At 55.7% G+C, this 23,954-nt stretch carries 22 protein-coding genes; 8 read left to right on the top strand and 14 right to left on the bottom strand.

Annotated elements, in window-relative coordinates; genetic code table 11:
- Positions 1–39: 39 nt before the first annotated feature.
- Complete coding sequence (diaA, locus tag OCH02_RS12290; protein WP_004948462.1) at positions 40–630, top strand: DnaA initiator-associating protein DiaA; 591 nt, start codon at positions 40–42, stop codon at positions 628–630.
- Positions 631–639: 9 nt separating this feature from the next.
- Positions 640–1,215 carry a division/outer membrane stress-associated lipid-binding lipoprotein gene (dolP, locus tag OCH02_RS12295; protein WP_261431501.1) on the top strand — a complete coding sequence of 192 codons (576 nt, stop codon included), beginning with the start codon at positions 640–642 and terminating at the stop codon, positions 1,213–1,215.
- Between the two features lie 81 nt (positions 1,216–1,296).
- Here dolP and mtgA read toward each other — a convergent pair whose 3' ends face one another.
- The 4 genes from mtgA to OCH02_RS12315 all read right to left on the bottom strand — a co-directional run bounded on the left by mtgA (position 1,297) and on the right by OCH02_RS12315 (position 6,286).
- Positions 1,297–2,028 carry a monofunctional biosynthetic peptidoglycan transglycosylase gene (gene mtgA, locus OCH02_RS12300; protein ID WP_261431502.1) on the bottom strand — a complete coding sequence of 244 codons (732 nt, stop codon included), beginning with the start codon at positions 2,026–2,028 and terminating at the stop codon, positions 1,297–1,299.
- Positions 2,025–2,678, bottom strand: coding sequence for an isoprenoid biosynthesis glyoxalase ElbB (gene elbB, locus OCH02_RS12305; RefSeq protein WP_261431504.1), 654 nt, complete (start codon positions 2,676–2,678; stop codon positions 2,025–2,027). The genes mtgA and elbB overlap by 4 nt, the downstream gene beginning before the upstream one ends.
- Positions 2,679–2,915: 237 nt before the next feature.
- Positions 2,916–5,255, bottom strand: coding sequence for an aerobic respiration two-component sensor histidine kinase ArcB (gene arcB, locus OCH02_RS12310; protein WP_261431505.1), 2,340 nt, complete (start codon positions 5,253–5,255; stop codon positions 2,916–2,918).
- A gap of 92 nt (positions 5,256–5,347) precedes the next feature.
- Positions 5,348–6,286 (bottom strand): TIGR01212 family radical SAM protein, encoded by a 939-nt coding sequence (locus OCH02_RS12315; RefSeq protein WP_261431622.1) that lies wholly within the window; start codon positions 6,284–6,286, stop codon positions 5,348–5,350.
- Between the two features lie 693 nt (positions 6,287–6,979).
- Here OCH02_RS12315 and gltB point away from each other — a divergent pair.
- From gltB to OCH02_RS12330, 3 genes are all read left to right on the top strand, one after another.
- The gene (gltB, locus tag OCH02_RS12320; protein WP_261431506.1) at positions 6,980–11,440 is read left to right on the top strand and encodes a glutamate synthase large subunit; all 4,461 of its coding nucleotides are present in this window, start codon (positions 6,980–6,982) and stop codon (positions 11,438–11,440) included.
- A gap of 10 nt (positions 11,441–11,450) precedes the next feature.
- Entirely contained in the window at positions 11,451–12,869 is a 1,419-nt protein-coding gene (locus OCH02_RS12325) for a glutamate synthase small subunit (protein WP_261431507.1), read from the top strand.
- Between the two features lie 182 nt (positions 12,870–13,051).
- Complete coding sequence (locus tag OCH02_RS12330; RefSeq protein WP_261431508.1) at positions 13,052–13,531, top strand: hypothetical protein; 480 nt, start codon at positions 13,052–13,054, stop codon at positions 13,529–13,531.
- Positions 13,532–13,599: 68 nt separating this feature from the next.
- Here OCH02_RS12330 and sspB read toward each other — a convergent pair whose 3' ends face one another.
- From sspB to zapE, 5 genes are all read right to left on the bottom strand, one after another.
- A complete protein-coding gene (gene sspB, locus OCH02_RS12335; RefSeq protein ID WP_261431509.1) occupies positions 13,600–14,097 on the bottom strand; it encodes a ClpXP protease specificity-enhancing factor in 498 nt (165 codons plus the stop codon).
- Between the two features lie 5 nt (positions 14,098–14,102).
- The gene (gene sspA / locus OCH02_RS12340) at positions 14,103–14,744 is read right to left on the bottom strand and encodes a stringent starvation protein SspA (protein ID WP_012147043.1); all 642 of its coding nucleotides are present in this window, start codon (positions 14,742–14,744) and stop codon (positions 14,103–14,105) included.
- 336 nt (positions 14,745–15,080) lie between these two features.
- Positions 15,081–15,473, bottom strand: coding sequence for a 30S ribosomal protein S9 (gene rpsI / locus OCH02_RS12345; protein WP_012147044.1), 393 nt, complete (start codon positions 15,471–15,473; stop codon positions 15,081–15,083).
- A gap of 15 nt (positions 15,474–15,488) precedes the next feature.
- The gene (gene rplM / locus OCH02_RS12350; RefSeq protein ID WP_012147045.1) at positions 15,489–15,917 is read right to left on the bottom strand and encodes a 50S ribosomal protein L13; all 429 of its coding nucleotides are present in this window, start codon (positions 15,915–15,917) and stop codon (positions 15,489–15,491) included.
- Positions 15,918–16,192: 275 nt separating this feature from the next.
- A complete protein-coding gene (zapE, locus tag OCH02_RS12355) occupies positions 16,193–17,320 on the bottom strand; it encodes a cell division protein ZapE (protein ID WP_261431510.1) in 1,128 nt (375 codons plus the stop codon).
- 231 nt (positions 17,321–17,551) lie between these two features.
- Between zapE and zapG the strand changes: the two genes are divergently transcribed.
- The 3 genes from zapG (at position 17,552) to degS (ending at position 20,674) form a co-directional block, all read left to right on the top strand.
- Complete coding sequence (gene zapG, locus OCH02_RS12360) at positions 17,552–17,953, top strand: Z-ring associated protein ZapG (RefSeq protein ID WP_012147047.1); 402 nt, start codon at positions 17,552–17,554, stop codon at positions 17,951–17,953.
- Between the two features lie 195 nt (positions 17,954–18,148).
- On the top strand, positions 18,149–19,519 hold the full coding sequence (degQ, locus tag OCH02_RS12365) for a serine endoprotease DegQ (protein WP_261431512.1): 1,371 nt from the start codon (positions 18,149–18,151) through the stop codon (positions 19,517–19,519).
- A 96-nt stretch (positions 19,520–19,615) separates the two neighbouring features.
- On the top strand, positions 19,616–20,674 hold the full coding sequence (gene degS / locus OCH02_RS12370) for an outer membrane-stress sensor serine endopeptidase DegS (RefSeq protein WP_261431513.1): 1,059 nt from the start codon (positions 19,616–19,618) through the stop codon (positions 20,672–20,674).
- 72 nt (positions 20,675–20,746) lie between these two features.
- Here the strand turns inward: degS and murA are convergent, their stop codons facing one another.
- The 5 genes from murA to mlaD all read right to left on the bottom strand — a co-directional run bounded on the left by murA (position 20,747) and on the right by mlaD (position 23,954).
- Positions 20,747–22,006 (bottom strand): UDP-N-acetylglucosamine 1-carboxyvinyltransferase, encoded by a 1,260-nt coding sequence (murA, locus tag OCH02_RS12375; RefSeq protein ID WP_012147050.1) that lies wholly within the window; start codon positions 22,004–22,006, stop codon positions 20,747–20,749.
- 55 nt (positions 22,007–22,061) lie between these two features.
- The gene (ibaG, locus tag OCH02_RS12380; protein ID WP_017894138.1) at positions 22,062–22,316 is read right to left on the bottom strand and encodes a BolA family iron metabolism protein IbaG; all 255 of its coding nucleotides are present in this window, start codon (positions 22,314–22,316) and stop codon (positions 22,062–22,064) included.
- A gap of 140 nt (positions 22,317–22,456) precedes the next feature.
- Entirely contained in the window at positions 22,457–22,759 is a 303-nt protein-coding gene (mlaB, locus tag OCH02_RS12385) for a lipid asymmetry maintenance protein MlaB (RefSeq protein ID WP_261431515.1), read from the bottom strand.
- The gene (gene mlaC / locus OCH02_RS12390; protein ID WP_261431516.1) at positions 22,759–23,388 is read right to left on the bottom strand and encodes a phospholipid-binding protein MlaC; all 630 of its coding nucleotides are present in this window, start codon (positions 23,386–23,388) and stop codon (positions 22,759–22,761) included. Before mlaC ends, mlaB begins: the two co-directional genes overlap by 1 nt.
- 14 nt (positions 23,389–23,402) lie before the next feature.
- Positions 23,403–23,954 (bottom strand): outer membrane lipid asymmetry maintenance protein MlaD, encoded by a 552-nt coding sequence (gene mlaD / locus OCH02_RS12395; RefSeq protein ID WP_261431517.1) that lies wholly within the window; start codon positions 23,952–23,954, stop codon positions 23,403–23,405.

Raw genomic sequence — 23,954 nt, forward strand, 5'->3', positions numbered from 1 at the left:
GGTGCAGACCGGCCCTTTGACTTAGTGGATTAATACAACGTGCTGGATAGAATTAAAGCCTGTTTTACCGAAAGCATCCAAACCCAGATTGCGGCAGCGGAGGCCTTGCCCGACGCCATTTCGCGTGCTGCGATGACGCTGGTTCAATCCTTACTTAACGGTAATAAAATTCTGTGCTGCGGCAACGGCACCTCGGCAGCCAACGCGCAGCATTTCGCCGCCAGCATGATCAATCGCTTTGAAACCGAGCGCCCAAGCCTGCCGGCCATTGCGCTGAATGCCGATAACGTGGTGCTGACGGCGATCACCAACGATCGGCTGCACGACGAAGTTTATGCCAAACAGGTGCGCGCGCTCGGCCATGCCGGCGACGTATTGCTGGCGATTTCCACCCGCGGCAACAGCCGTGATATTGTGAAAGCGGTCGAAGCCGCAGTGACGCGCGACATGACGATCGTCGCACTGACCGGCTATGACGGCGGTGAACTGGCCGGCTTGCTCGGCCAGCAGGATGTCGAGATCCGCATTCCATCACACCGCAGTGCACGTATTCAGGAAATGCATATGCTTACCGTAAATTGCCTATGCGACCTGATTGATAGTACGTTGTTTCCCCACCAGGACGAATAAGGAACTGAAATGAAGCTGAGAGCCACATTTGCAGTGCTGTCCAGCGCCCTGCTGTTACAAGGCTGTATTGCAGGCGTTGTCGTTGGCAGCGCCGCCGTAGCCACCAAAACTGCCACCGACCCACGTAGCGTCGGGACTCAGGTAGACGACGGCACGCTGGAAGCCCGGGTTGAAAACGCCCTGAGTAAAGATCAGCAGTTGAAAAAAGATGCCCGGGTGGTTGCGACCGCCTATCAGGGTAAGGTGTTACTGACCGGCCAGGCGCCGAATACCGATCTGGCCGCCCGCGCCAAGCAGATCGCGATGGGTGTTGAAGGCACTACCGAAGTGTATAACGAGGTCCGTCAGGGTACGCCGGTCAGTCTGAGCACTGCGTCTTCCGACACCTGGATTACCACCAAGGTGCGTTCACAATTGCTCGCCAGCGATGCAGTGAAGTCTTCCAATGTGAAAGTCACCACCGAAAATGGTGAAGTGTTCCTGCTGGGTCTGGTCACGCAACAGGAAGCGCAGTCTGCGGCGCAGACTGCCAGCCAGGTCGGCGGCGTGAAACACGTTACCACCGCCTTTACCTATGTAAAATAACAGCTTGCCGGGGGAGATAGCTTCAGCGCTGTCTGATGCTCTCGCCCCGGCCCTCTCCCACTGGGGAGAGGAAAAGCTGACTCAATCCAGATTATTTTCTTTCAGAAACCCTTCGCCACCCAACTGACGCATCTGGCGCATGATCCACTGCTGCCGTTGTACCACGTAGCCGGAAGGCGCATTGGCTTTGAAGCGATGCGGGTTGGGCAATACTGCCGCCAGCAATGCCGCCTCTGAGGCCGTCAGACGTTTGGCCGGTTTATTGAAAAATCGCTGTGACGCTTCCTCCACACCGAAGACACCGTCGCCGAACTCCACGATATTCAGATAAACCGTCAGGATCCGTCGCTTGGTCCACACCAGCTCAATACCCGATGTCAACCCGGCTTCCAACCCTTTACGCAGCCAACTGCGGCCATCCCACAGGAACAGGTTCTTCGCCGTTTGCTGGGACAGCGTAGAGGCACCACGGATACGCGTGGGCCGCCGCTCGTTGTGGCTAAACGCCTTTTCGATCGCCGCCACGTCAAATCCCCAATGTTCCGGGAACTTCTGATCTTCCGCCGCCATCACCGCCAATGCCATCTGCGGGGATATATCGTCCATTGATACCCAATCGGAATGCGCCACATAGCCAAAGTCGCCCCTCAACCAGGCGCCGACCTGCCGTTCAACCATCACCGCAGAAAAAGGCACTGGCAGAAAGGCGAAGACGACGATCCCCAGTAGCCACGCGCCGACCAACGCAATTAATCCACGTTTCAGCCAAAACCAGGGCCGGGAAAATATCGATTTGCCCGCAGATTTTCTCATTCAGTCAAATCCAGCACCCGTGAAACCAGCTTATCAATTCCGCTGGCCGCCTCACCGATCGATTTCGCCAGCATATAGGCCGGCGTAGTCACCACTTTGTTCTCAGCATCCACTACGATGTCGTCAACCGGACAAATCACTGGCTCACCGCCCATGGCATCAATCACTTCACCAAGGTCAGGATCGTTGCCAATGGTCAGCCGCACTTGTTGATCCAGCAACTTCGGCAGCAAGGCAGGCGCAATGCACATAAAACCGATTGGTTTATTTGCCTTATGCATTTGCTGCGTTAACTTAGCCAGATCCTTATCAATCCAGCATTCCGCACCTTCACTGGCAAAACTGCTGAGGTTCTTTGCCGCACCAAAGCCACCGGGGACGATCAGGGCATCGAGTTGGCTGGCGTCGGCCTGCGAAAGCGGCTGGACGTTGCCTCTGGCAATGCGTGCAGACTCCACTAAAACATTGCGACTCTCCGGCATTTCATCGCCAGATAAATGATTAATAACATGAAGTTGAGATTTATCAGGGGCAAAGCACACCGCCTGCGCCCCCGCCCGGTCCAACGCCAGCAGCGTCAGGACGGCTTCATGGATCTCCGTACCGTCATAAACCCCACAGCCACTCAGCACTACGCCAACGTTTTTCATCACCCTTCCTCCCGTCGCTACTGTCAACTGGTAAGTGCTCTGAGTTGACAAACACTAATCTACATCACACATTTTAATGAATCTTCTAACAAGAGCGCTTACATTTGCTATGTTGTTGGCTGTATGATGTTTAGGAATTCTCTACAACCTGCTCGACCAGAACATTAAAACCAATACGCAGGTTCACAATTTCCCTGGTGTTGGCGCAATATTCGCGCACCCCGGCCTAGGTCGGGGTCATTTTTTTTCAGCTTCCGCTACCCACTCACGCAGTACCTGCACATCGTTGCGCCATTCCTGCTTCAACTCATCAACCCAATCTTGCACGTTATCCCACCACGCCGGCAGCGTCGGGGTTTGAATTTGCTGTGCAATCTGTTGCAGATGGCGCAGGCCAACCGAGCCGGCGGCACCTTTGATTTTATGCCCCTCTTCCGTGATGCCTTTCTGGTCGCGCGCCGTCATATTGGAATCCAGCACCGCCAGATAACCCGGCATCATCTGCTCAAACATCTCCAGGCTCTGATGAATCAACTGCGGCCCCACCAGGTCCATATACTGTTCCAGCATGGTGGTATCCAGTAAAGACTCATTAATCTTCATCGTCTTTTGCTCCGTTTTCTTTGTGGTGTGAGAGGGTTGATGATCCCAGTACTGTTTAATCACCCTGGTCAGCGCCGGTACCGACAGCGGCTTGCTCAGCACATCGTCCATTCCCGCGTCCAGGTACTCTTTTTTATCTTTCAGCACGTTGGCAGTCAGCGCAACCAGCGGCGGCAACGCCTGCCCGGCATAGCGCTCACGCAGTATCCGGGCGATATCCAGCCCGGTCATATCCGGCAGTTGGATGTCCAACAGCACCAGATCGAACTCGTCCGGATCAAACATGGCCAGCGCATCCTGGCCGTTCATCGCCACTTCAACGCTGTTACCCAGCTTCTCCAGCACCGAACGCGCCACAATCACGTTCAGCTCAATATCTTCCACCAGCAGGATATGCAGCGCCGGCAATGGCAGTTCCTCTTCGACTGCCGTTTCACTTTCAGCTTCCAGCACCGCCGGTGCCTTGATGGATAAGGTGAAGCAAGAACCCTGCCCCTGTACGCTGTTGACGGTGATATCGCCGCCCATGCTCTGCGCCAGACGTTTGGAAACCGCCAGCCCAATACCGGTGCCGGTGGCCGGACGGCCGCCGTGCTGATCCTTCACCTGATAATACATGGCGAAAATCTTGTCCTGTTCATCCTGCGGAATGCCCATACCGGAGTCTTCCACTTCAAACACCAGTCGATCCTGATCTTCACGCCGCACACGCACCACAATTTGCCCCTGCGGAGTAAACTTCACCGCGTTGCCGATCAGATTCCACAGGATCTGCCGCAGACGGGTGCCATCGGCGATGATTTGCTGCGGCAGCGGTTGCTGCGGCTCCATCACAAACTGCAATCCTTTCGGCTGCACCAGCAGGCCGGAGAGGTTTTCCAGATCGGCCAGGAAGCCGGTAAAGTCCACCGGTTGATTGTCGAGCTGCACTTTACGGCGCTCGAGTTTGTCCATCTCGATAATGTCATTGAAGATATTACCCAGCGTGATGGCGCTGACATGGATGGTTTTGAGGTATTTCAGCTGTTCGTCGTTTAACTCGGTGTCGAGGAGGATGCGACTCAGGCCGACGATGCCGTTAAGCGGCGTACGAAGCTCGTGGCTGATCGTTGAGATGAAGGTGGTCTTGTCCCTGCTGGCATTCTCCAGCGCGTCCTGATAGCGCTTACGTTCGGTTATATCGCGACCAAAGCCCATAAGGCCGTGGCGTTTGCCCACGCGGTCATAAAACGGCACCTTGCGCAGCTCAAAACAGGCCTTGCGACCATCCGGGTAAACCAGCCACTGTTCGTAGGTCAGTGAGACGTTGTGACGGAACACTTTCTCGTCGGTTTCAATGACCTTCTCGGCAATTTCCTGACTATAGACGTCAAAGGGGGTCAGACCGATCAGCTGCTTTTCGCTTTTGCCGGTCAGCAGTTCCATCGCCCGGTTACAGCCAGAGAACTCTTTGTCTTCATTGCGGTAATAGACCAGATCCGGTGAAGCATCGAGGAAGGAACGCAATAACGCCGACTGCTGACCCAGTTCGATCTGCGCCAGTTCGCGCTGCTCCATCTCACCCGTCAGTTTGTCCATCACCTGCTGACGTTCTTCTTCCGCCTTGATACGGTCGGCAATTTCCTGATTCAGTTGGCTGATGTTGTCCTTGAGCTGTTGGTTAAGCTCCAGGTCGCGGTGGCGCATCTCTTCGAGCTTATCCACCAGCCGCGTCAGGCGCTGGCGTGACTCCTCAAGCTGCTCGACCACCACCGACAGAAAGTAGACCGCCCATGGCGTAATCAGCAGGCCGAAGAAGATTGAACGCACCACGTCGATGCTTTCTACTTCCCCGCGCAGCAGCATGGTGACCGCCATCTGTACCACCATCGCCAGCACCACCAGCGCCGATGCCAGCAGCAGCGAAAAGCGCACCAGCCCCAGTTTTACCATTAAATCAACGTAGTACTGGGCTAACACCCGGATTTGCTTCATAGCCGCTCCCATCAGACAGAATCTTGTAAATCATACCGTAAAACCCCGAGGAGATAAGAAAGCAAACGCCGAAGTGTGGGAAAGATTGCAAATCAAAACAGTGCGCAAGGGCGATATTGCTGCTTTTCTGCCAATGCGCTGCCCTGGCCGCCATGGCGCTGCAGATAGCCCCCCACCGCCTGCATGCCGTTCCACCGGTTTTCGCACCATAATGGTGCCAACAGCGTCGGTCGGCGTGCGCTGGCAGAGATACGGTGATACACCACCTCTTTCGGCGTATGGCGGATCATCTCGCCGGCGCTGCAGGCATACTCTTCGAGCGCCAGCTCTGGCAAGCGCCCAGCCTGCCAGGCCCGCGCCAGGGTGCTGCCGGTCACGATATGCAGCGGGTGCAGCTTGATGCCGTCCACGCCGCTGTCCACCACCTGTTGCAGGGTCGCCAGATGGTCGGCGGCCGTTTCCCCGGGCAGCCCGACAATCAGGTGGCTGCAGACCTTCAACCCGCGTTCACGTGCCAGCCGGGCGGTGTGCTGATAACAGGAGAAATCATGGCCGCGATTGATACGTTTCAGAGTTTTATCGTGCGCGGTTTGTAGCCCCAACTCCAGCCACACCTCATAGCCCTGTTCAAGGTAACCTGCCAACAGATCCAGCGCGGTGGGCGGCACACAGTCCGGGCGCGTGCCGACGCAGATCCCGACCATATCCGCCTGCGCCAGCGCCTGCCGATACATCTGCGCCAGCAGGCTCACTTCGGCATAAGTACTGGTATAAGCCTGGAAATAGGCCAGATAGCGCTTGGCGCGATTGACCCTGACCGCCTGCAGCGCCAACTGCTCGGCGATACTTTGCTGCTGCATCTGTTCATCGGCGAAAGAGGCCACATTGCAAAAGGTACAGCCGCCGCGCCCAAGCGTGCCATCGCGGTTCGGGCAACTGAAACCGCCATGCAGCGTGAGTTTATGGATCTTTTCACCGTAGCGGCGCTGAAGATCGGCGCCAAACATATTGACTAATTGCGGCAACTGCATAATCTTGGGAGTCTCTGTGCTCAAAGCCCGTGATGCTAATAAGAAACGGCTTTTCCCGCGATGACAGAGATCAACGCTTTCCCCGCAAGGCTTCACCAGGCATAACTATTCATTATAAATGCAAATAAAATCACTCCGGCCAAGATGAATTTTTCTTATCCTCACGCAACCGTTCACGTCAATATGACAAAGCGATGAAAAATAGTTATAAACAACAAAAAAGAATGACTTATTAGAATAAAACTCTGACATTCCCACCCGCACTAGCATGGTGCAGAGATTCAGGCGTTGCACTATAGTGAGACAGCTCACATTTCTCCGGGGGTTACTGCTCTCCTGCACAAGCTCAAAAACTGATATAACATGTTAAATATCAATTAATTGACCGTAAGAAATCCCATAAGAAACCCCCTTAGGCCTATAGTTGACCTGCGTATTCTTTCTCGCTAAGTTGGAAGTCCGCTGGAAGCTTTCTGGACGGGCAAACGTCTCGTCATATTTATGCAGTAATTTAAGACTCCCTCTTAAAACAAGTCATTTACCACTTGTGAGAACCGTCACGAGAGGCCATTAACGGAGGGCGGAAAAGCAGATCGGCGCTATTAACCTTGCTGATTGGACTTCTGCCTGAAATTAAGAAGCCGCTCGCAGTGGGTTGTGAGAGTCACGCAGAGCCTGGGGAGGTTCACTGATATGTTGTACGATAAATCCCAAGAGCGGGACAACTGTGGTTTCGGCCTGATCGCCCACATAGAAGGCGAACCTAGCCATAAGGTGGTGCGTACCGCTATTCACGCACTTGCCCGTATGCAGCACCGTGGCGCAATCCTTGCTGACGGCAAGACTGGCGACGGTTGCGGCCTGTTATTGCAAAAGCCCGACCGCTTTTTCCGCATGGTGGCGGAAGAACGCAGCTGGCGTTTAGCCAAGAACTACGCCGTTGGCATGATGTTCCTCAGCCAGAACGAAGAGGAAGCCCGTGCCAGCCGCCGCATTGTCGAAGAAGAGCTGCAGAATGAAACGCTGTCGGTAGTCGGCTGGCGTGAAGTGCCGACCAACCCGGACGTATTGGGTGAAATCGCCCTCTCTTCTCTGCCACGCATTGAACAAATCTTCGTTAACGCCCCGGCCGGTTGGCGTCCGCGTGATATGGAACGCCGCCTGTTTATCGCGCGTCGCCGTATCGAGAAGCGCGTCCAGGACGACAGCTTCTACGTCTGCAGCTTCTCGAATCTGGTGACGATCTATAAAGGCCTGTGCATGCCTGCGGATCTGCCGCGTTTCTATCTTGATTTGGCGGACTTGCGTCTGGAATCGGCCATCTGCCTGTTCCACCAGCGTTTTTCCACCAATACCGTGCCGCGCTGGCCGCTGGCGCAGCCGTTCCGCTATCTGGCGCACAACGGCGAGATCAACACCATCACCGGCAACCGTCAGTGGGCGCGTGCCCGTACTTATAAATTCCAGACGCCGCTGATCCCGGACTTGCAGACTGCTGCCCCCTTCGTTAACGAAACCGGCTCCGACTCCAGCTCGCTGGATAACATGCTGGAACTGCTGTTGGCGGGCGGGATGGATCTGATCCGCGCCATGCGCCTGCTGGTGCCGCCAGCCTGGCAGAACAACCCGGATATGGACACTGACCTGCGTGCCTTTTTCGACTTCAACTCAATGCACATGGAGCCGTGGGACGGCCCTGCCGGCATCGTGATGTCCGACGGCCGCTACGCTGCCTGTAACCTTGACCGTAACGGTCTGCGTCCGGCACGCTACGTCATCACCAAAGACAAGCTGATTACCTGTGCCTCGGAAGTCGGTATCTGGGACTACCAGCCCGATGAAGTGGTTGAGAAAGGCCGCGTGGGCCCTGGCGAGCTGATGGTGATCGACACCCGCAGCGGCAGGATCCTGCACTCCGCCGAAACCGATAACGATCTGAAAAGCCGCCATCCGTATAAAGAGTGGATGGAAAAGAACGTCAAACGTCTGGTGCCATTCGAAGACCTGCCGGCCGATCAGGTTGGCAGCCGTGAGCTTGACGATTCACAGCTTGAGACTTACCAGAAGCAGTTTGGCTACAGCAGCGAAGAACTGGATCAGGTGATCCGCGTGCTGGGTGAGATCGGCCAGGAAGCCACGGGGTCAATGGGTGACGATACCCCGTTCGCCGTGCTCTCCAGCCGTCCGCGCATTATTTATGACTATTTCCGTCAGCAGTTCGCCCAGGTGACCAACCCACCGATCGACCCGCTGCGTGAAGCGCATGTGATGTCGCTGGCGACCAGCATCGGCCGTGAAATGAACGTGTTCTGCGAGGCCGAAGGCCAGGCGCACCGTTTAAGCTTTAAATCGCCGATCCTGCTGTACTCCGACTTCAAACAGCTCACCACGCTGGAAGGCGAATACTATCGCGCCGATACGCTTGATCTGACCTTTGACCCGGCGGAGCAGGATTTGGAGCAGACCATCCGCGCCCTGTGCGACGAAGCAGAACGCAAAGTCCGCGACGGTGCCGTACTGCTGGTGTTGTCGGACCGCGCGATCTCCACCAGCCGTCTGCCGGTACCTGCGCCCATGGCCGTAGGGGCGATCCAGACCCGTCTGGTAGAGAAGAGTTTGCGCTGTGACGCCAACATCATTGTTGAAACCGCCAGTGCCCGCGATCCGCACCATTTCGCCGTGTTGCTGGGCTTCGGTGCAACGGCGATCTATCCGTACCTGGCTTATGAAACCCTGGCCAAACTGGTAGATACCCAGGCGATCGACAAGAAATACCGTGAAGTGATGCTGAACTACCGTAACGGTATCAACAAAGGCCTGTACAAGATCATGTCCAAAATGGGCATCTCGACAATCGCCTCTTACCGCTGCGCCAAACTGTTCGAGGCCGTCGGTCTGCATCGCTCCCTGTCCGATCTGTGCTTCCAGGGCGTGGTCAGCCGTATCGGCGGTGCCAGCTTCAGTGATATCCAACAGGATCTGCAAAACCTTTCCAAGCGTGCGTGGCTGAAACGCAAACCGCTGGAACAGGGCGGCCTGCTGAAGTTCGTTCACGACGGTGAGTACCATGCGTACAACCCTGACGTGGTGAGCACACTGCAAACCGCGGTCCACAGCGGCAAATACAGCGACTATCAGGCGTATGCCAAGCTGGTGAATGAACGTCCGGTGGCGATGCTGCGCGACCTGTTGGCCATTACGCCGAAAGGCACGCCAATCCCGGTCGATCAGGTTGAGCCGGCAGAATCACTGTTCAAACGCTTCGATACCGCGGCCATGTCTATCGGTGCTCTGAGCCCGGAAGCGCATGAGTCGCTGGCAATCGCCATGAACAGCCTCGGCGGCTTCTCCAACTCCGGCGAAGGCGGCGAAGATCCGGCACGTTACGGCACCAACAAGGTGTCACGCATCAAGCAGGTGGCATCCGGCCGTTTCGGTGTGACGCCAGCCTACCTGGTGAATGCCGATGTGATCCAAATTAAAGTGGCGCAAGGAGCCAAGCCAGGTGAAGGCGGCCAGTTGCCGGGCGACAAGGTGACCCCTTATATCGCCAAGCTGCGTTACTCGGTACCGGGCGTGACTTTGATATCGCCACCGCCGCACCATGACATCTACTCGATCGAAGATCTGGCGCAGTTGATTTTCGACCTGAAACAGGTCAACCCGAAGGCGATGATTTCGGTGAAACTGGTGTCAGAACCGGGCGTGGGTACCATCGCCACCGGCGTGGCGAAAGCCTACGCCGACCTGATCACCATTGCCGGCTACGACGGCGGTACCGGTGCCAGCCCACTGTCTTCGGTAAAATACGCCGGCTGTCCGTGGGAGCTCGGCCTGGTGGAAACCCAGCAGGCGCTGGTGGCTAACGGCCTGCGCCATAAAATTCGCTTGCAGGTAGACGGCGGTCTGAAAACCGGCGTGGATATCGTCAAAGCGGCGATCCTCGGCGCGGAAAGCTTTGGCTTCGGTACCGGCCCTATGGTGGCGCTCGGCTGTAAATATCTGCGTATCTGTCACCTGAATAACTGCGCAACCGGCGTAGCAACTCAGGATGAAAAACTGCGCCGCGATCACTACCACGGCCTGCCGGAACGTGTGGTTAACTACTTCCAGTTTATCGCACGTGAAACCCGCGAAATCATGGCGCAACTGGGTGTCAGCCAACTGGTTGATCTGATTGGTCGCACCGAGTTCCTGACCGAACTGGACGGCATTTCTGCCAAACAGAACAAACTGGATCTGTCGCCGTTGCTGCAAACCGCCACGCCGCACCCAGGCAAGGCGCTGTACTGCACCGAAAGCAGCAACCCGCCGTTCGACCAGGGCTTGATGAACAAAGATCTGCTGGCGCAGGCGGAACCGCATATCGAAGCCAAGCACAGTAAGGCTTTCTACTTCGATATCCGCAATACCGACCGTTCGGTGGGCGCTACCCTGTCCGGGGCTATCGCAACCCTGCACGGGGATCAGGGCATGGCGGCCGACCCAATCAAGGCGTACTTCTCCGGTACCGCCGGCCAGAGCTTCGGCGTCTGGAATGCGGGTGGGGTTGAACTGACCCTGACCGGCGACGCCAACGACTACGTCGGTAAAGGCATGGCCGGTGGCCGTATCGCGGTGCGTCCGCCAATGGGTTCTGCGTTCCGCAGCCACGAAGCCAGCATCATCGGCAATACCTGTTTGTATGGCGCGACCGGCGGCAAGTTGTTCGCCGCTGGCCGTGCAGGCGAACGCTTTGCCGTGCGTAACTCCGGTGCCATCACCGTCGTCGAAGGTATCGGTGACAACGGGTGTGAATACATGACCGGCGGTATTGTCTGTGTCATGGGCAAAACCGGCATCAACTTTGGTGCGGGCATGACCGGCGGCTTCGCCTACGTACTGGACGAAGACGGCGAGTTCCGCAAACGTGTGAATCCAGAGTTGGTGGAAGTGTTGGATGTCGAACAATTGGCTATCCATGAAGAGCACCTGCGCGGCTTGATTACCGAGCACGTCCAGGCGACCGGTTCTTCGCGTGCGGAAGAGATTCTGGCCAACTGGCCGGAATGGGCACCGAAGTTCGCTCTGGTCAAGCCGAAGTCCAGTGATGTCAAAGCATTGTTGGGTCACCGTAGTCGAACCGCTGCCGAGCTGCGGGTTCAGGCGCAGTAAGAGGTCATTAATGAGTCAGAATGTTTATCAATTTATCGACCTGCAGCGCGTTGATCCGCCAAAGAAACCGCTCAAGATCCGTAAAATTGAGTTTGTAGAGATTTACGAGCCGTTTTCGGAAAGTCAGGCGAAGGCGCAGGCAGACCGTTGTCTGTCCTGCGGTAACCCTTATTGCGAATGGAAATGCCCGGTTCACAACTACATCCCGAACTGGCTGAAGCTGGCGAATGAAGGCCGCATCATGGAAGCAGCGGATCTGGCGCACCAGACCAACAGCCTGCCGGAAGTATGCGGTCGCGTTTGCCCGCAGGATCGTCTGTGTGAAGGTTCCTGCACCCTGAACGACGAATTCGGTGCGGTGACTATCGGTAACATCGAGCGCTATATCAGCGATAAAGCGATTGAGATGGGCTGGAAACCAGACATGTCTCACGTGCAGCCTACCGGCAAACGCGTGGCGGTGATCGGGGCCGGCCCGGCCGGTCTGGCCTGTGCCGATGTGCTGACCCGTAACGGTGTGAAAGCGGTGGTCTACGATCGTCACCCGGAGATCGGCGGCCTGCTGACCTTCGGGATCCCGGCCTTCAAGCTGGAAAAAGAAGTGATGGTGAAACGCCGTGGCATCTTCAGCGAGATGGGCATTGAGTTCCAACTCAATACCGAAGTGGGCAAAGACATCACCATGGAGACGCTGCTGAGCGAGTTTGACGCGGTGTTCCTTGGCGTCGGTACCTATCAGTCAATGCGCGGTGGCCTGGAAAACGAGGATGCGCCGGGCGTCTATGACGCCCTGCCGTTCCTGATAGCCAACACCAAGCAGTTGATGGGCTATCAGGCCGAGCAGCACGAGCCTTATGTCAGCATGGAAGGCAAACGTGTGGTGGTGCTGGGCGGTGGTGACACCGCGATGGACTGCGTGCGTACCTCTGTCCGTCAGGGGGCAACCGACGTTATCTGCGCCTACCGCCGTGATGAAGCCAACATGCCAGGCTCCAAACGCGAAGTGAAAAACGCGCGTGAGGAAGGGGTTGATTTCAAATTCAACCTGCAGCCACTGAGCATCGAACTGAACAGCGCCGGTCGCGTGGCCGGAGTGAAAATGGTTCGTACCCAGTTGGGTGCACCGGATGCCAACGGCCGCCAGATTGCTGAGCAGGTGCCAGGTTCCGAGCACATCATTGATGCCGATGCGGTGGTGATAGCCTTTGGTTTCCGTCCGCACCAGATGGACTGGCTGGCCGCGCACGACGTTGAGCTCGACAAGCAGGGCCGCATAGTGGCGCCGGAAAGCACCGATAATGCCTTCCAGACCAGCAACCCGAAAATCTTCGCCGGTGGCGATGCGGTGCGCGGGTCGGATCTGGTGGTGACGGCGATTGCCGAAGGACGTAAAGCCGCCGATGGCATCATGAGCTACCTGGAAGTCTAATCTTCCGCCAGCTTTTCCCCAAAGGGCCCGCAGGTGATCTGTCGGGCCCTTCGTTTTTTCCGCCGCATCCACACGCTTTGTAACAACCTCCCCCACAGCGCAACGCCTGAAGCGCTATAGTATTCAGTCAGCATCACTGAGAGGCGCGGTCGTGCCTGATATTTTGATAAGGATAGTTCACCATGAAATTGCCTATTCCCTTGTTAACCGGCGCACTGCTGGTTGTCAGCTTCAACTCACTGGCTTCATCACTGGATCCGCAAGAAGTGGGTTACAATATTGAAGCACGCGGTGCGGCACCGGTCGTCGCCCAACTGGCCAAGTCTGGTCAACTGGCGGCGGTAGAAAACAGCATAAAACTGGGTGACGACAGCTGGATCGCGCTGGCTCCCAAACTGGCCAATGGCGGCAACCCCGCCTTCACCACCGGCATTAAATCCGCCCTGTCCTTTGCATTGGCCTACAACCCGGCCGCGGTGCTGCATGCTCTCGACAAGGGCAATAACCTGCCAATCAACGACATCTGTACCGCTCCCCCTGAAGTGCAAGGCGACACAGCCATTACCTCGTTTAAACAGCGCGCGACCCACGCACTCACCACGGTGCGTATCGGTGACCTCAGCGCCCCGCGTGATGCCTGTATTGCGTCACTGAAAAGCTGAGGATTTCCCGGAGCGCAAGCCATAAAAAAAGGTCGCCGAAGCGACCTTTACTGTTCACCGCTGCGGGATTATTTCACCACGCGCAGTGCCGGGCGGCCACCACGTGGTGGCGGTGGCGGCTCATCGTCCGGATCGTTACCTTCATCCAGATCGGGGCGATCGCCATCAATCACCGACATCAGGCTTTCCGAAGGGATCGTCTCATTGTCCAAACCTTCAAACGTGCCTTCCGCTTCATAAGCGGCTTCCGGTTCGAACATGGTGCCTGCGCCGTTCTCACGGGCATAAATCGCCAGCACCGCAGCCATTGGCACCGAGACTTCACGCGGTACGCCACCGAAACGTGCGTTGAAATGCACTTCGTCGTTACCTAACTCCAGGCTGCCCACTGCACGCGGCGCGATGTTCAGAACGATCTGACCATCACGGGCGAATTCCATAGGCACCAGTACGTCAGGACGTGTCACATCCACCACCAGGTGCGGTGTCAACTGATTGTCCAGCAGCCAGTCATAGAACGCTCGCAGCAGATACGGACGGCGCGGAGTCATCTGAGACATATCCATAACGCTTAGCCCCGAGTCTGCAGGCGCATTTCGCGCTCGGCTTCGGTCAGGGAGGCCAGGAAGGCGTCACGCTCGAATACGCGAGTCATGTAGCCTTTCAGCTCTTTGGAACCGGCACCGCTCAGTTCAATGCCCAACTGCGGCAAACGCCACAGCAGCGGCGCCAGGTAGCAATCCACCAGGCTGAACTCTTCGCTCATGAAGTACGGAGTCTGACCAAAGATAGGGGCAATCGCCAGCAGTTCTTCGCGCAGTTGACGGCGAGCTGATTCAGCTTCCTGGCCGTTGCTCTGCTCGATTTTGTACATCAGCGAATACCAGTTTTTCTCGATACGCAGCATCATCAGGCGGCTCTCACCACGAGCAACCGGGTAGACCGGCATCAATGGTGGGTGCGGGAAACGCTCATCGAGGTATTCCATGATGATACGGGATTCATACAGGGTCAGTTCGCGATCGACCAGGGTAGGCACCGTCTGGTACGGGTTGAGGTCAATCAGATCCTGCGGCAGGTTATCCAACTCAACCTGCTCAATCTCAACGCTGACACCTTTCTCCGCCAGTACGATACGTACTTGATGGCTAAAAATGTCGGTCGGGCCAGAGAACAGCGTCATTACCGAACGTTTGTTGGCAGCGACAGCCATGAAAACCTCCAAGTTATCTAGAAAATACTGCGAATAGCCAACTGACAGGCTGCTATCCTGAATGATCTTGACCGCAGGCCAGCAACTTGCAGCGAAACCTTAGGTCATAAAAACGGCCTCGGAGGTAGACTGATAACTGCTGCATGGCGAACAGGCGCAAAAGTGGATGATAGTTTACCAGATTTTGCTTGTTTTGTGGGGGCTGTGCGGTGATTTCGTATTGAATTGTCTGATATACCAAAGATTTTAGTAGCGACAAGTTGATTTTCAGGCATAAAAAAACCCGGTGAAGCACCGGGTTTTTGGCGTAAATTCCACTGCCGAGGCAGTAAAAAATTAACGCTTGGAGAACTGCGGACGACGACGTGCTTTACGCAGGCCGACTTTCTTACGTTCAACCTGACGGGCGTCACGAGTAACGAAGCCAGCTTTACGCAATTCACCGCGCAGAGTCTCGTCGTACTCCATCAGTGCACGGGTGATACCGTGACGGATAGCGCCAGCCTGACCAGAGATACCACCACCTTTAACGGTGATGTACAGGTCAAACTTACCAACCATGTCGGTCAGTTCCAACGGTTGACGAACTACCATGCGGGCAGTTTCGCGACCGAAGTACTGTTCCAGACTACGCTGGTTAATTACGATGTTACCACTGCCCGGCTTGATGAAAACGCGAGCGGCGGAGCTTTTGCGGCGACCAGTGCCGTAGTATTGATTTTCAGCCATTGCCTATAATCCCGATTAGATGTCAAGAACTTGCGGTTGCTGTGCCGCGTGAGTGTGCTCGGTGCCCGCGTAAACTTTCAGTTTACGGAACATTGCACGACCCAACGGACCCTTTGGCAGCATGCCTTTAACCGCGATTTCAATCACACGCTCTGGGTTGCGGGCAATCATCTCTTCAAAGGTCGCTTGCTTGATACCACCGACGTAGCCGGTGTGACGGTAATACACTTTGTCTGTACGCTTGTTGCCGGTTACAGCAACTTTTTCTGCGTTCAGAACGATGATGTAGTCACCGGTATCAACGTGCGGGGTGTATTCCGCTTTATGCTTGCCGCGCAGACGACGAGCCAGTTCAGTAGCGAGACGGCCTAAAGTTTTACCATCTGCATCAACAACGTACCAGTCGCGTTTTACGCTCTCTGGTTTAGCTGTAAAAGTTTTCATTAGAAAGCTTACCCAATAATTAGTTACACGTTGGTGAACACCCAAACGCTCGAAAACAGTTGAGGCTCACACGACCATACAAGTCCAGCAAACCTACCCCTTCGAATAGCCATTGCCGGCACTAAAAAGTTTTTGGGAAAAAAACTTTGTTGTAACGTGGGGTCGCAAGATTATAGAGAAGTCGCTCACAAAGATCGAACGCTTTTTGAATAGAAACGCAATTAAACGCCAATGGCAGAAAACCGGGGACGCCAGTGGCCTGGGTCCCCGGGACGTCACGGCAGATGCGGCAACTTCAGATACTCCTCGCTCTGCATTTCTTGCAGCCGCGACAGACAACGCTGGTACTCGAACTTCAACCGCTCGCCCTGGTAGATATCGAACATCGAGGCTTCAGCAGCGATCACCAGTTTGACGTGACGTTCGTAAAATTCATCGACCAATGCCAGGAAGCGACGCGCGGTATTTTCCTTCAGCGGCCCCATCACTCGCACATTATACAGGATCACACTGTGGTACAGGCGCGACAGTGCAATATAGTCCAACTGGCTACGTGCCTCTTCGCACAACGTGTGAAAATCGACCGCCAGCACGCCGTCTACCGCGTTGATCGCCTGCAACGGCCGATGATTGATCTGTAATACCGGCGCCGCCTCCCCTTGCTTGCCGGCCAGCCTCACAAACATCCGGTCCATGGTCAGCTGGGTCTGTTCATCAAGCGGCGTCAGATACAAATGCGCCTGGGTCAAGGTGCGCAGGCGATAATCAATGCCGGCGTCGACGTTCATCACGCCACAGAATTCGTTAATCAGATCGATCGCCGGCAGGAAGCGCGCCCGCTGCAGGCCGTTACGGTACAAATCGTTCGGCGGAATATTGGAGGTTGCCACCAGCGTAATGCCTCGGGCAAACAGCGCCTGCAACAATGTAGCCAACAGCATCGCGTCAGTGATATCGGAAACGAAAAACTCGTCGAAACACAGCACGTCGGTCTGCGCCTTAAATCCATCAGCGATGATTTCAAGTGGGTTTTCCTGCCCCTGCAGTTCGGTCAGCTCTTCGTGCACCCGCAGCATAAAGCGGTGGAAATGCAGCCGCAGCTTGCGCTCCCCCGGCAGGCTATAGAAGAACATGTCCATCAGCCAGGTCTTGCCGCGCCCAACGCCGCCCCACATATATAAACCCTGGACCGGACGCTGCTGAGTCGTTTCACTTCTCTTGCCCAGCCAGCGGTTCAGTTTGCCGCGCAGGCCCCCGGCCGGCGCACCGACAGCGGGCGTCTGCTGCAATGCCTGATAGATATGATCCAGTTGAGTCACGGCCTTCAATTGGACCTCATCGGCCTGGTATTCTCCCGCAGCAAGCAGCCGCTGGTAGCGTGATAACGGTGATTGTGCCTGCATCTGTTCGATGTTCCTTCACAACGCTTAGAAATTATTTAGCCCATTTTCGCGGCAACTTTGGGTGGCTTCGCGCCCTTATCGCTACAAATACCCGCTCAAGGAGGCGCTAAAAACCCTGAAGAAATCAGGTCATGGCTCATCAGGATTCCACTCGGACAAGGTTAACGGTTATAGTGGATATTATTAAGTGAAAAATCCCTGCGGAACAACGAAGTCAAAATAGGAGTCATCATGACCTGGGAGTATGCGCTGATTGGTTTGGTGGTCGGTATCGTCATTGGTGCGGTAGCGATGCGTTTTGGTAACCGTAAATTACGTCAACAACAAGTTTTGCAGAACGAGTTGGACAAGAGCAAAACCGATCTTGAAGAGTATCGCCAAGAGCTGGTCGGCCACTTTGCCCGCAGTGCTGAACTGCTGGACAATATGGCACGCGACTATCGTCAGCTGTATCAGCACATGGCGAAAAGCTCCAACAACCTGCTGCCGGACTTGCCAATGCAGGAAAACCCGTTCCGCTATCGCCTGACCGAAGCCGAAGCGGATAACGATCAGACGCCGGTAGAGATGCCGCGCGATTATTCTGAAGGCGCATCAGGCCTGCTGCGTGGCGAACGTCCGCGCCGCGACTAAACGCTGTTCTTCGCCCGTGGGCCAGTCCCACGGGCTTTTGCTCCCCCATGCTTTTTCTTCTCCATGCCGAGCTATCCTTAAAGCTGGCGCCTGAGTGAACTTTTCGCGCAAATTCACGGTCTTACCCTTCACTATGGTATTGCTGCTGCATTATCATCACCCTTTCACCGGCAGGTATTGAGAGAGTTATAATCAATGAATAAAAAGTCGTTAATTCTTAGTGCATTGGCAATGAGTATTGGCCTCACACTGACCTCCGTACCGGCAGCCAACGCGGCGATGCCTGTCGCCGTGCAGGGGCAGCAGTTGCCAAGCCTGGCGCCGATGTTGGAAAAAGTATTGCCCGCTGTCGTCAGCGTGCATGTTGAAGGCACCCAGGTACAGCGGCAACAGCTCCCGGAAGAGCTCAAACGCTTCTTCGGCCCCGGCGGCCCTGGGCAGCAGCAAAGCTCACGCCCGTTTGAAGGGTTGGGCTCTGGCGTAATCATCGACGCCGCCAAAGGCTATGTGCTGACCAACAACCACGTGATCAACAACGCCGACAAAATCAGCGTGCAGTTGAATGACGGGCGTGAAGTGGATGCCAAGTTGTTGGGACGTGACGAACAGTCCGACATCGCCCTGTTGCAACTCAGCGATGTGAAAAATCTGACCGCGATAAAAATGGCGGACTCCGATCAACTGCGGGTCGGCGACTTTGCCGTGGCCGTCGGCAACCCATTCGGCCTCGGCCAGACTGCGACTTCCGGTATTATCTCTGCACTGGGTCGTAGCGGTCTGAACCTGGAAGGGTTGGAAAACTTCATTCAGACCGATGCTTCCATCAACCGCGGCAACTCCGGTGGCGCACTGGTTAACCTCAACGGTGAGTTAATCGGCATCAACACCGCCATTTTGGCACCAAGCGGCGGCAATGTGGGTATCGGCTTTGCCATCCCGAGCAACATGGCGCAAAACCTCAGTCAGCAATTGATTGAATTTGGCGAAGTGAAACGCGGCCTGCTTGGCATTAAAGGCAGTGAAATGACCGCCGATATGGCCAAAGCCTTTAATACAGATGCCCAGCGTGGCGCCTTCGTCAGTGAGGTCCTGCCGAAATCTGCCGCTGCCAAGGCCGGTATCAAAGCCGGTGACATTCTGGTTTCTGTCGATGGCAAGTCGGTCAGCAGCTTCGCCGAACTGCGTGCCAAGGTCGGTACCACAGCTCCTGGCAAAACCATCAAGGTTGGCTTGCTGCGCGACGGTAAGCCGCAGGAAGTTTCCGTCACCCTGGATAACAGTGAAGGTGCTTCCACCAATGCCGAAACGCTTTCTCCGGCTCTACAGGGCGTTTCACTGAGCAACGGAGCCATTCCAAGTGGCGACAAAGGCGTGAAGATCGACAGAGTCGATAAAGGTTCTGTAGCCGCGCAGGTCGGGTTGCAGAAAGACGATGTGATCATTGGCGTCAACCGTCAGCGCGTTGAAAACATCACGACCTTACGCAAGGTGCTGGAAGCCAAACCACCGGTGATGGCACTGAACATCGTGCGCGGCGGCGAAACCATTTATCTGCTGTTGCGTTAATCGGTAATTTGTTTAAAAACCGGGCTCGGTGACATACTGCGCCCGGTATTCTCATGCTATCCTCCGTGTATCTTTCATCTCACGTACTAAAACTCCATGTTTGCTAAGCTCTTGCGTTCCATCGTTATTGGTTTAATCGTTGCCGGCCTGCTGCTGGCCGCTCTGCCCGTGCTACGTTCTTCCAATACCCTGTTCGCAGAAAAACATGAAAGTACCCGTGATGAAACGCCGGTCAGTTACAACAAGGCGGTGCGCCGCGCCGCGCCTGCCGTGGTGAACATCTACAACCGCAATATGAATGGCGCCGCCAACGTTCTGTCTCTGGGATCTGGCGTGATCATGAATGAGCGCGGTTATATCCTGACCAATCGGCACGTAATCAAAGATGCGCAGCAAATCACCGTGGTATTGCAGGATGGCCGCCGCTACGAAGCGTTGCTGGTCGGCTCTGACAGTCTGACCGATCTGGCGGTGCTGAAGATAGATCCGGGCAACCTGCCGGTGATCCCCTACAACGATGCCCGCACCGCGCACGTGGGTGACATAGTGCTGGCGATCGGCAACCCCTATAATCTCGGCCAGACCGTCACTCAGGGGATCCTCAGTGCCACCGGTCGCATCAGTATGAGCACCACCGGTCGCCAGACCTTTCTGCAGACCGATGCCTCGATTAACCGCGGCAACTCGGGCGGTGCGCTGGTCAACTCGCTGGGCGAGTTAATCGGCATCAATACCCTGACCTACGATAAAATCACCGACGGGGAAACGCCGGAAGGTTTGGGCTTCGCCATTCCCATCGAGCTGGCCACCAAGATTATGGACAAACTGATCCGTGACGGCCGTGTCATCCGCGGTTATTTCGGTATTCAGGGTAAAGAGATTATCCCCCTGCGTTCGTCCAATTCCGGCATCGATCGCCTGCAGGGCATTATCGTGACTGAAATTACACCGAATGGCCCGGCAGGCAACGCCGGCTTCCATACCAACGACGTGATTATCAACGTCGATAACAAACCGGCCGTATCGGTGCTGGAAACCATGGACCAGGTGGCGGAGATCCGCCCAGGCACTGAAATTCCGGTGATTGTGTTGCGCGAAGGCAAACGCATCACGTTGAAGATGACCGTGGGTGAATTCCCGGAAGACAGCAATTAAAAAGGGCCCGGCAACGCCGAGCCCTCCAATACTGCATTGCGCCGGGGTAACCAACCCCCGGCATCCAACAGATTACTCGCCTTTCACACGCTCGATATTCGCACCCAGCGCACGCAGCTTGTCTTCAATGCGCTCATAGCCACGGTCAATATGGTAGATACGATCGACAACGGTCACGCCGTCGGCGATGCAACCGGCAATCACCAGGCTGGCTGAAGCGCGCAAATCGGTCGCCATGACCTGAGCACCGGACAGTTGCTCAACGCCGTGACAAATCACGGTATTGCTCTCGATCTCGGCGTGTGCGCCCATACGGATCAATTCAGGTACGTGCATAAAGCGGTTTTCAAAGATGGTCTCGGTGATCACACCGGTACCTTCCGCAACCAGATTCAGCAAGCTGAACTGCGCCTGCATATCGGTCGGGAACCCCGGGTGTGGCGCAGTGCGAATGGTCACCGCTTTCGGACGCTTGCCATGCATGTCCAGGCTGATCCAGTCTTCACCGACTTCGATATCCGCACCGGCTTCACGCAGTTTGGCCAGTACGGCATCCAGCGTATCTGGACGGGTATCACGGCACATCACTTTACCACCGGAAACCGCGGCAGCGATCAGGAAGGTACCGGTTTCGATACGGTCAGGCAGAACGCGATAAACACCGCCGCCCAGGCGCTCGACGCCCTCGATGGTGATGCGGTCACTGCCGGCACCGGTAATTTTCGCACCCAGCGTGTTAAGGAAGTTGGCGGTATCGACAATTTCCGGTTCACGTGCGGCGTTCTCAATCACGGTAGTACCGGTCGCCAGGGTGGCGGCGCTCATGATGGTCACGGTAGCGCCAACGCTCACCTTGTCCATAACGATGTGCGCACCCTTCAGGCGGCCGTCAACGGAAGCTTTTACGTAACCTTCTTCCAGTTTGATCTCTGCACCCAGCTGTTCCAGACCCGTGATATGCAGATCAACCGGACGTGCACCGATCGCACAACCCCCCGGCAGGGAAACCTGACCACGACCAAAACGAGCGACCAGCGGTCCCAAAGCCCAGATGGAAGCACGCATGGTCTTCACCAGGTCATACGGCGCACAGAATTCGTTCACGCCGCTGGCATCAACGAATACGGAACCGTTACGCTCAATCTTGGTGCCTAACTGGTTGAGTAGCTTAATGGTGGTATCGATGTCCTTCAGCTTCGGGACATTCTGCAGCTCGACCGGCTCTTCCGCTAATAACGCGGCGAACAGGATCGGCAGGGCAGCATTTTTGGCCCCGGAAATAGCAACTTCACCGCTTAGGCGGGTCCGGCCCTGCACACGAAATTTATCCATTTGACTACTCTCTATTATCTAAACTGACGCTGCCCGCCCCGCTGGGCAAACAGCCTTAAAATCCGTTGAGTTTGCGGTCTCGCTGCCACTCTTCTGGGGTGTACGCCTTGATCGACAAGGCATGGATCCGGTTGTCCGCAATGTATTCCATCAGCGGTGCATACACCGCCTGTTGTTTCTTGACGCGGCTCATGGCGGCAAACAGCTCGCCGACCACGATCACCTGAAAGTGGCTACCGTCACCGGTAACATGTGCTTCATCCAGTGCCAATGCTCGCATCAGCACGTCTTTAATCTCGTTATTTTCCATAGTATCCAGTTCTGCATCAAAAGGATCATAATCAGCCTGACATCTTAGTGGAATCAGACGTTTTCTTAAACTAAAGAAAAAGCCCCTGTCCAACAGGGGCTTTTTGCGGAAAAACCGTCTTTGGCCAGTCGAAAGTCGGGCTAACCAGCGGTATCGACAGGCATTATTGCTTGCAGGTTGTACAGCGTGATCAAGGTTTTCAGGCGATCGCCGGCACCAGAAATTTTTAATTCCACGCCGCGCTGACGCTGCTGTTCACGCAGATGTACCAGCAATGCCAGCCCGGAAGAATCCACACGCTGCAATTGCGTAACGTCGAGGACAGTTTTATCCGCCAGCAACGTTTCCCGCTGTTCCCACAGCGGCAACAGAGTTTCCCGATCCAGTTCACCGCGCAGGATCAGAGTCTGCTGCTGCGATTCAAAGCTGAGTGCGGTGGTCATCAGTTTTTCTGATCCAGCGTGATAGGACGCTGTGCCGCCGCCTGCAGTTGTTTGGTCAGGCCGTCAATCCCTTGGGTACGCAGTGTAGATGCCCACTCGTTTTGTTTGGTGGTGATCATGCTGACGCCTTCGGCGATCATGTCATACGCCTGCCAGTAACCGGTCTTGCTGTTTTTGCGCCACTGGAAGTCCAGACGCACCGGCGGGCGACCGCCCTGGTCAATGATGGTCACGCGGATGGCGACGATATCGGCATTATCCAGCGGCTTTTCAGGTTCGATTTGGTAAGTCTGGCCGTGGTACATCGCCAACGCCTGGCCGTAGGCCTGTTCCAGATAGGCCTGGAATGCGGTGAAGTAAGCTTCACGCTGCGCCGGAGTCGCTTCTTTGTAATAACGGCCCAGCACTAGCGCGCCGGCGTATTTAACCTGTACAAACGGCATCAACTCCTGATGCACCACGGAACGCAGGTAGTTGGGATCCTGCTTGATTTTCGGCTGCTCGGTTTTCAGACGGGTAAAGGTCTTTTGAGCCGCGTCCTGCATCAGGCTGTAAGGATTGGTTTGATCGACCGCATTCGCCAGCGGCGCAACCACCAGCAGAGCAACCATAAGTAAACGTTTAAACATGCAGGCTTCCTCTCTTAATGAATGGGGGCAGCAGGTTGCGGCGCAGTACCGGCAGCCGGGCTAGTAGCCGCGTCTCCCGCTTTATCTGCGTTATCCTGGCCGCTGCTCTTATACAAGAACTGGCCGATCAGGTCTTCCAGAACCATGGCTGATTTGGTGTCTTGAATGGTACCACCGTCCTTCAGAATGGTGGTGCCCATATCCGGGTCTTCAAAACCGACGTTCAATGCCAGATATTGCTCCCCCAGCAGGCCGGAGGTACGGATCGCCAGTGAACTGGTATCCGGTATCTGGTTGAATTTATCCTGGATGTCCAGGGCAACGCGCGGCGTATAAGTTTTAGGGTCGAGCGAGATTTCGGCCACCCGGCCAATCATCACACCGCCGATTTTCACCGGTGAACGCGCCTTCAGACCGCCGATGTTATCGAAAGTCGCATAAATGCGGTAGGTCGGCTCGTTACCGATCGACTTAATGTTCGCCACTTGCAGGCACAAAAACACGATAGCGCACAGCGCAATCAGCATAAATGCCCCAACCCAGATCTCACTCTTCTTCGTTTGCAT

It is taken from the genome of Serratia quinivorans, from assembly GCF_946227985.1.
Classification (GTDB): Bacteria; Pseudomonadota; Gammaproteobacteria; order Enterobacterales; family Enterobacteriaceae; genus Serratia; species Serratia quinivorans_A.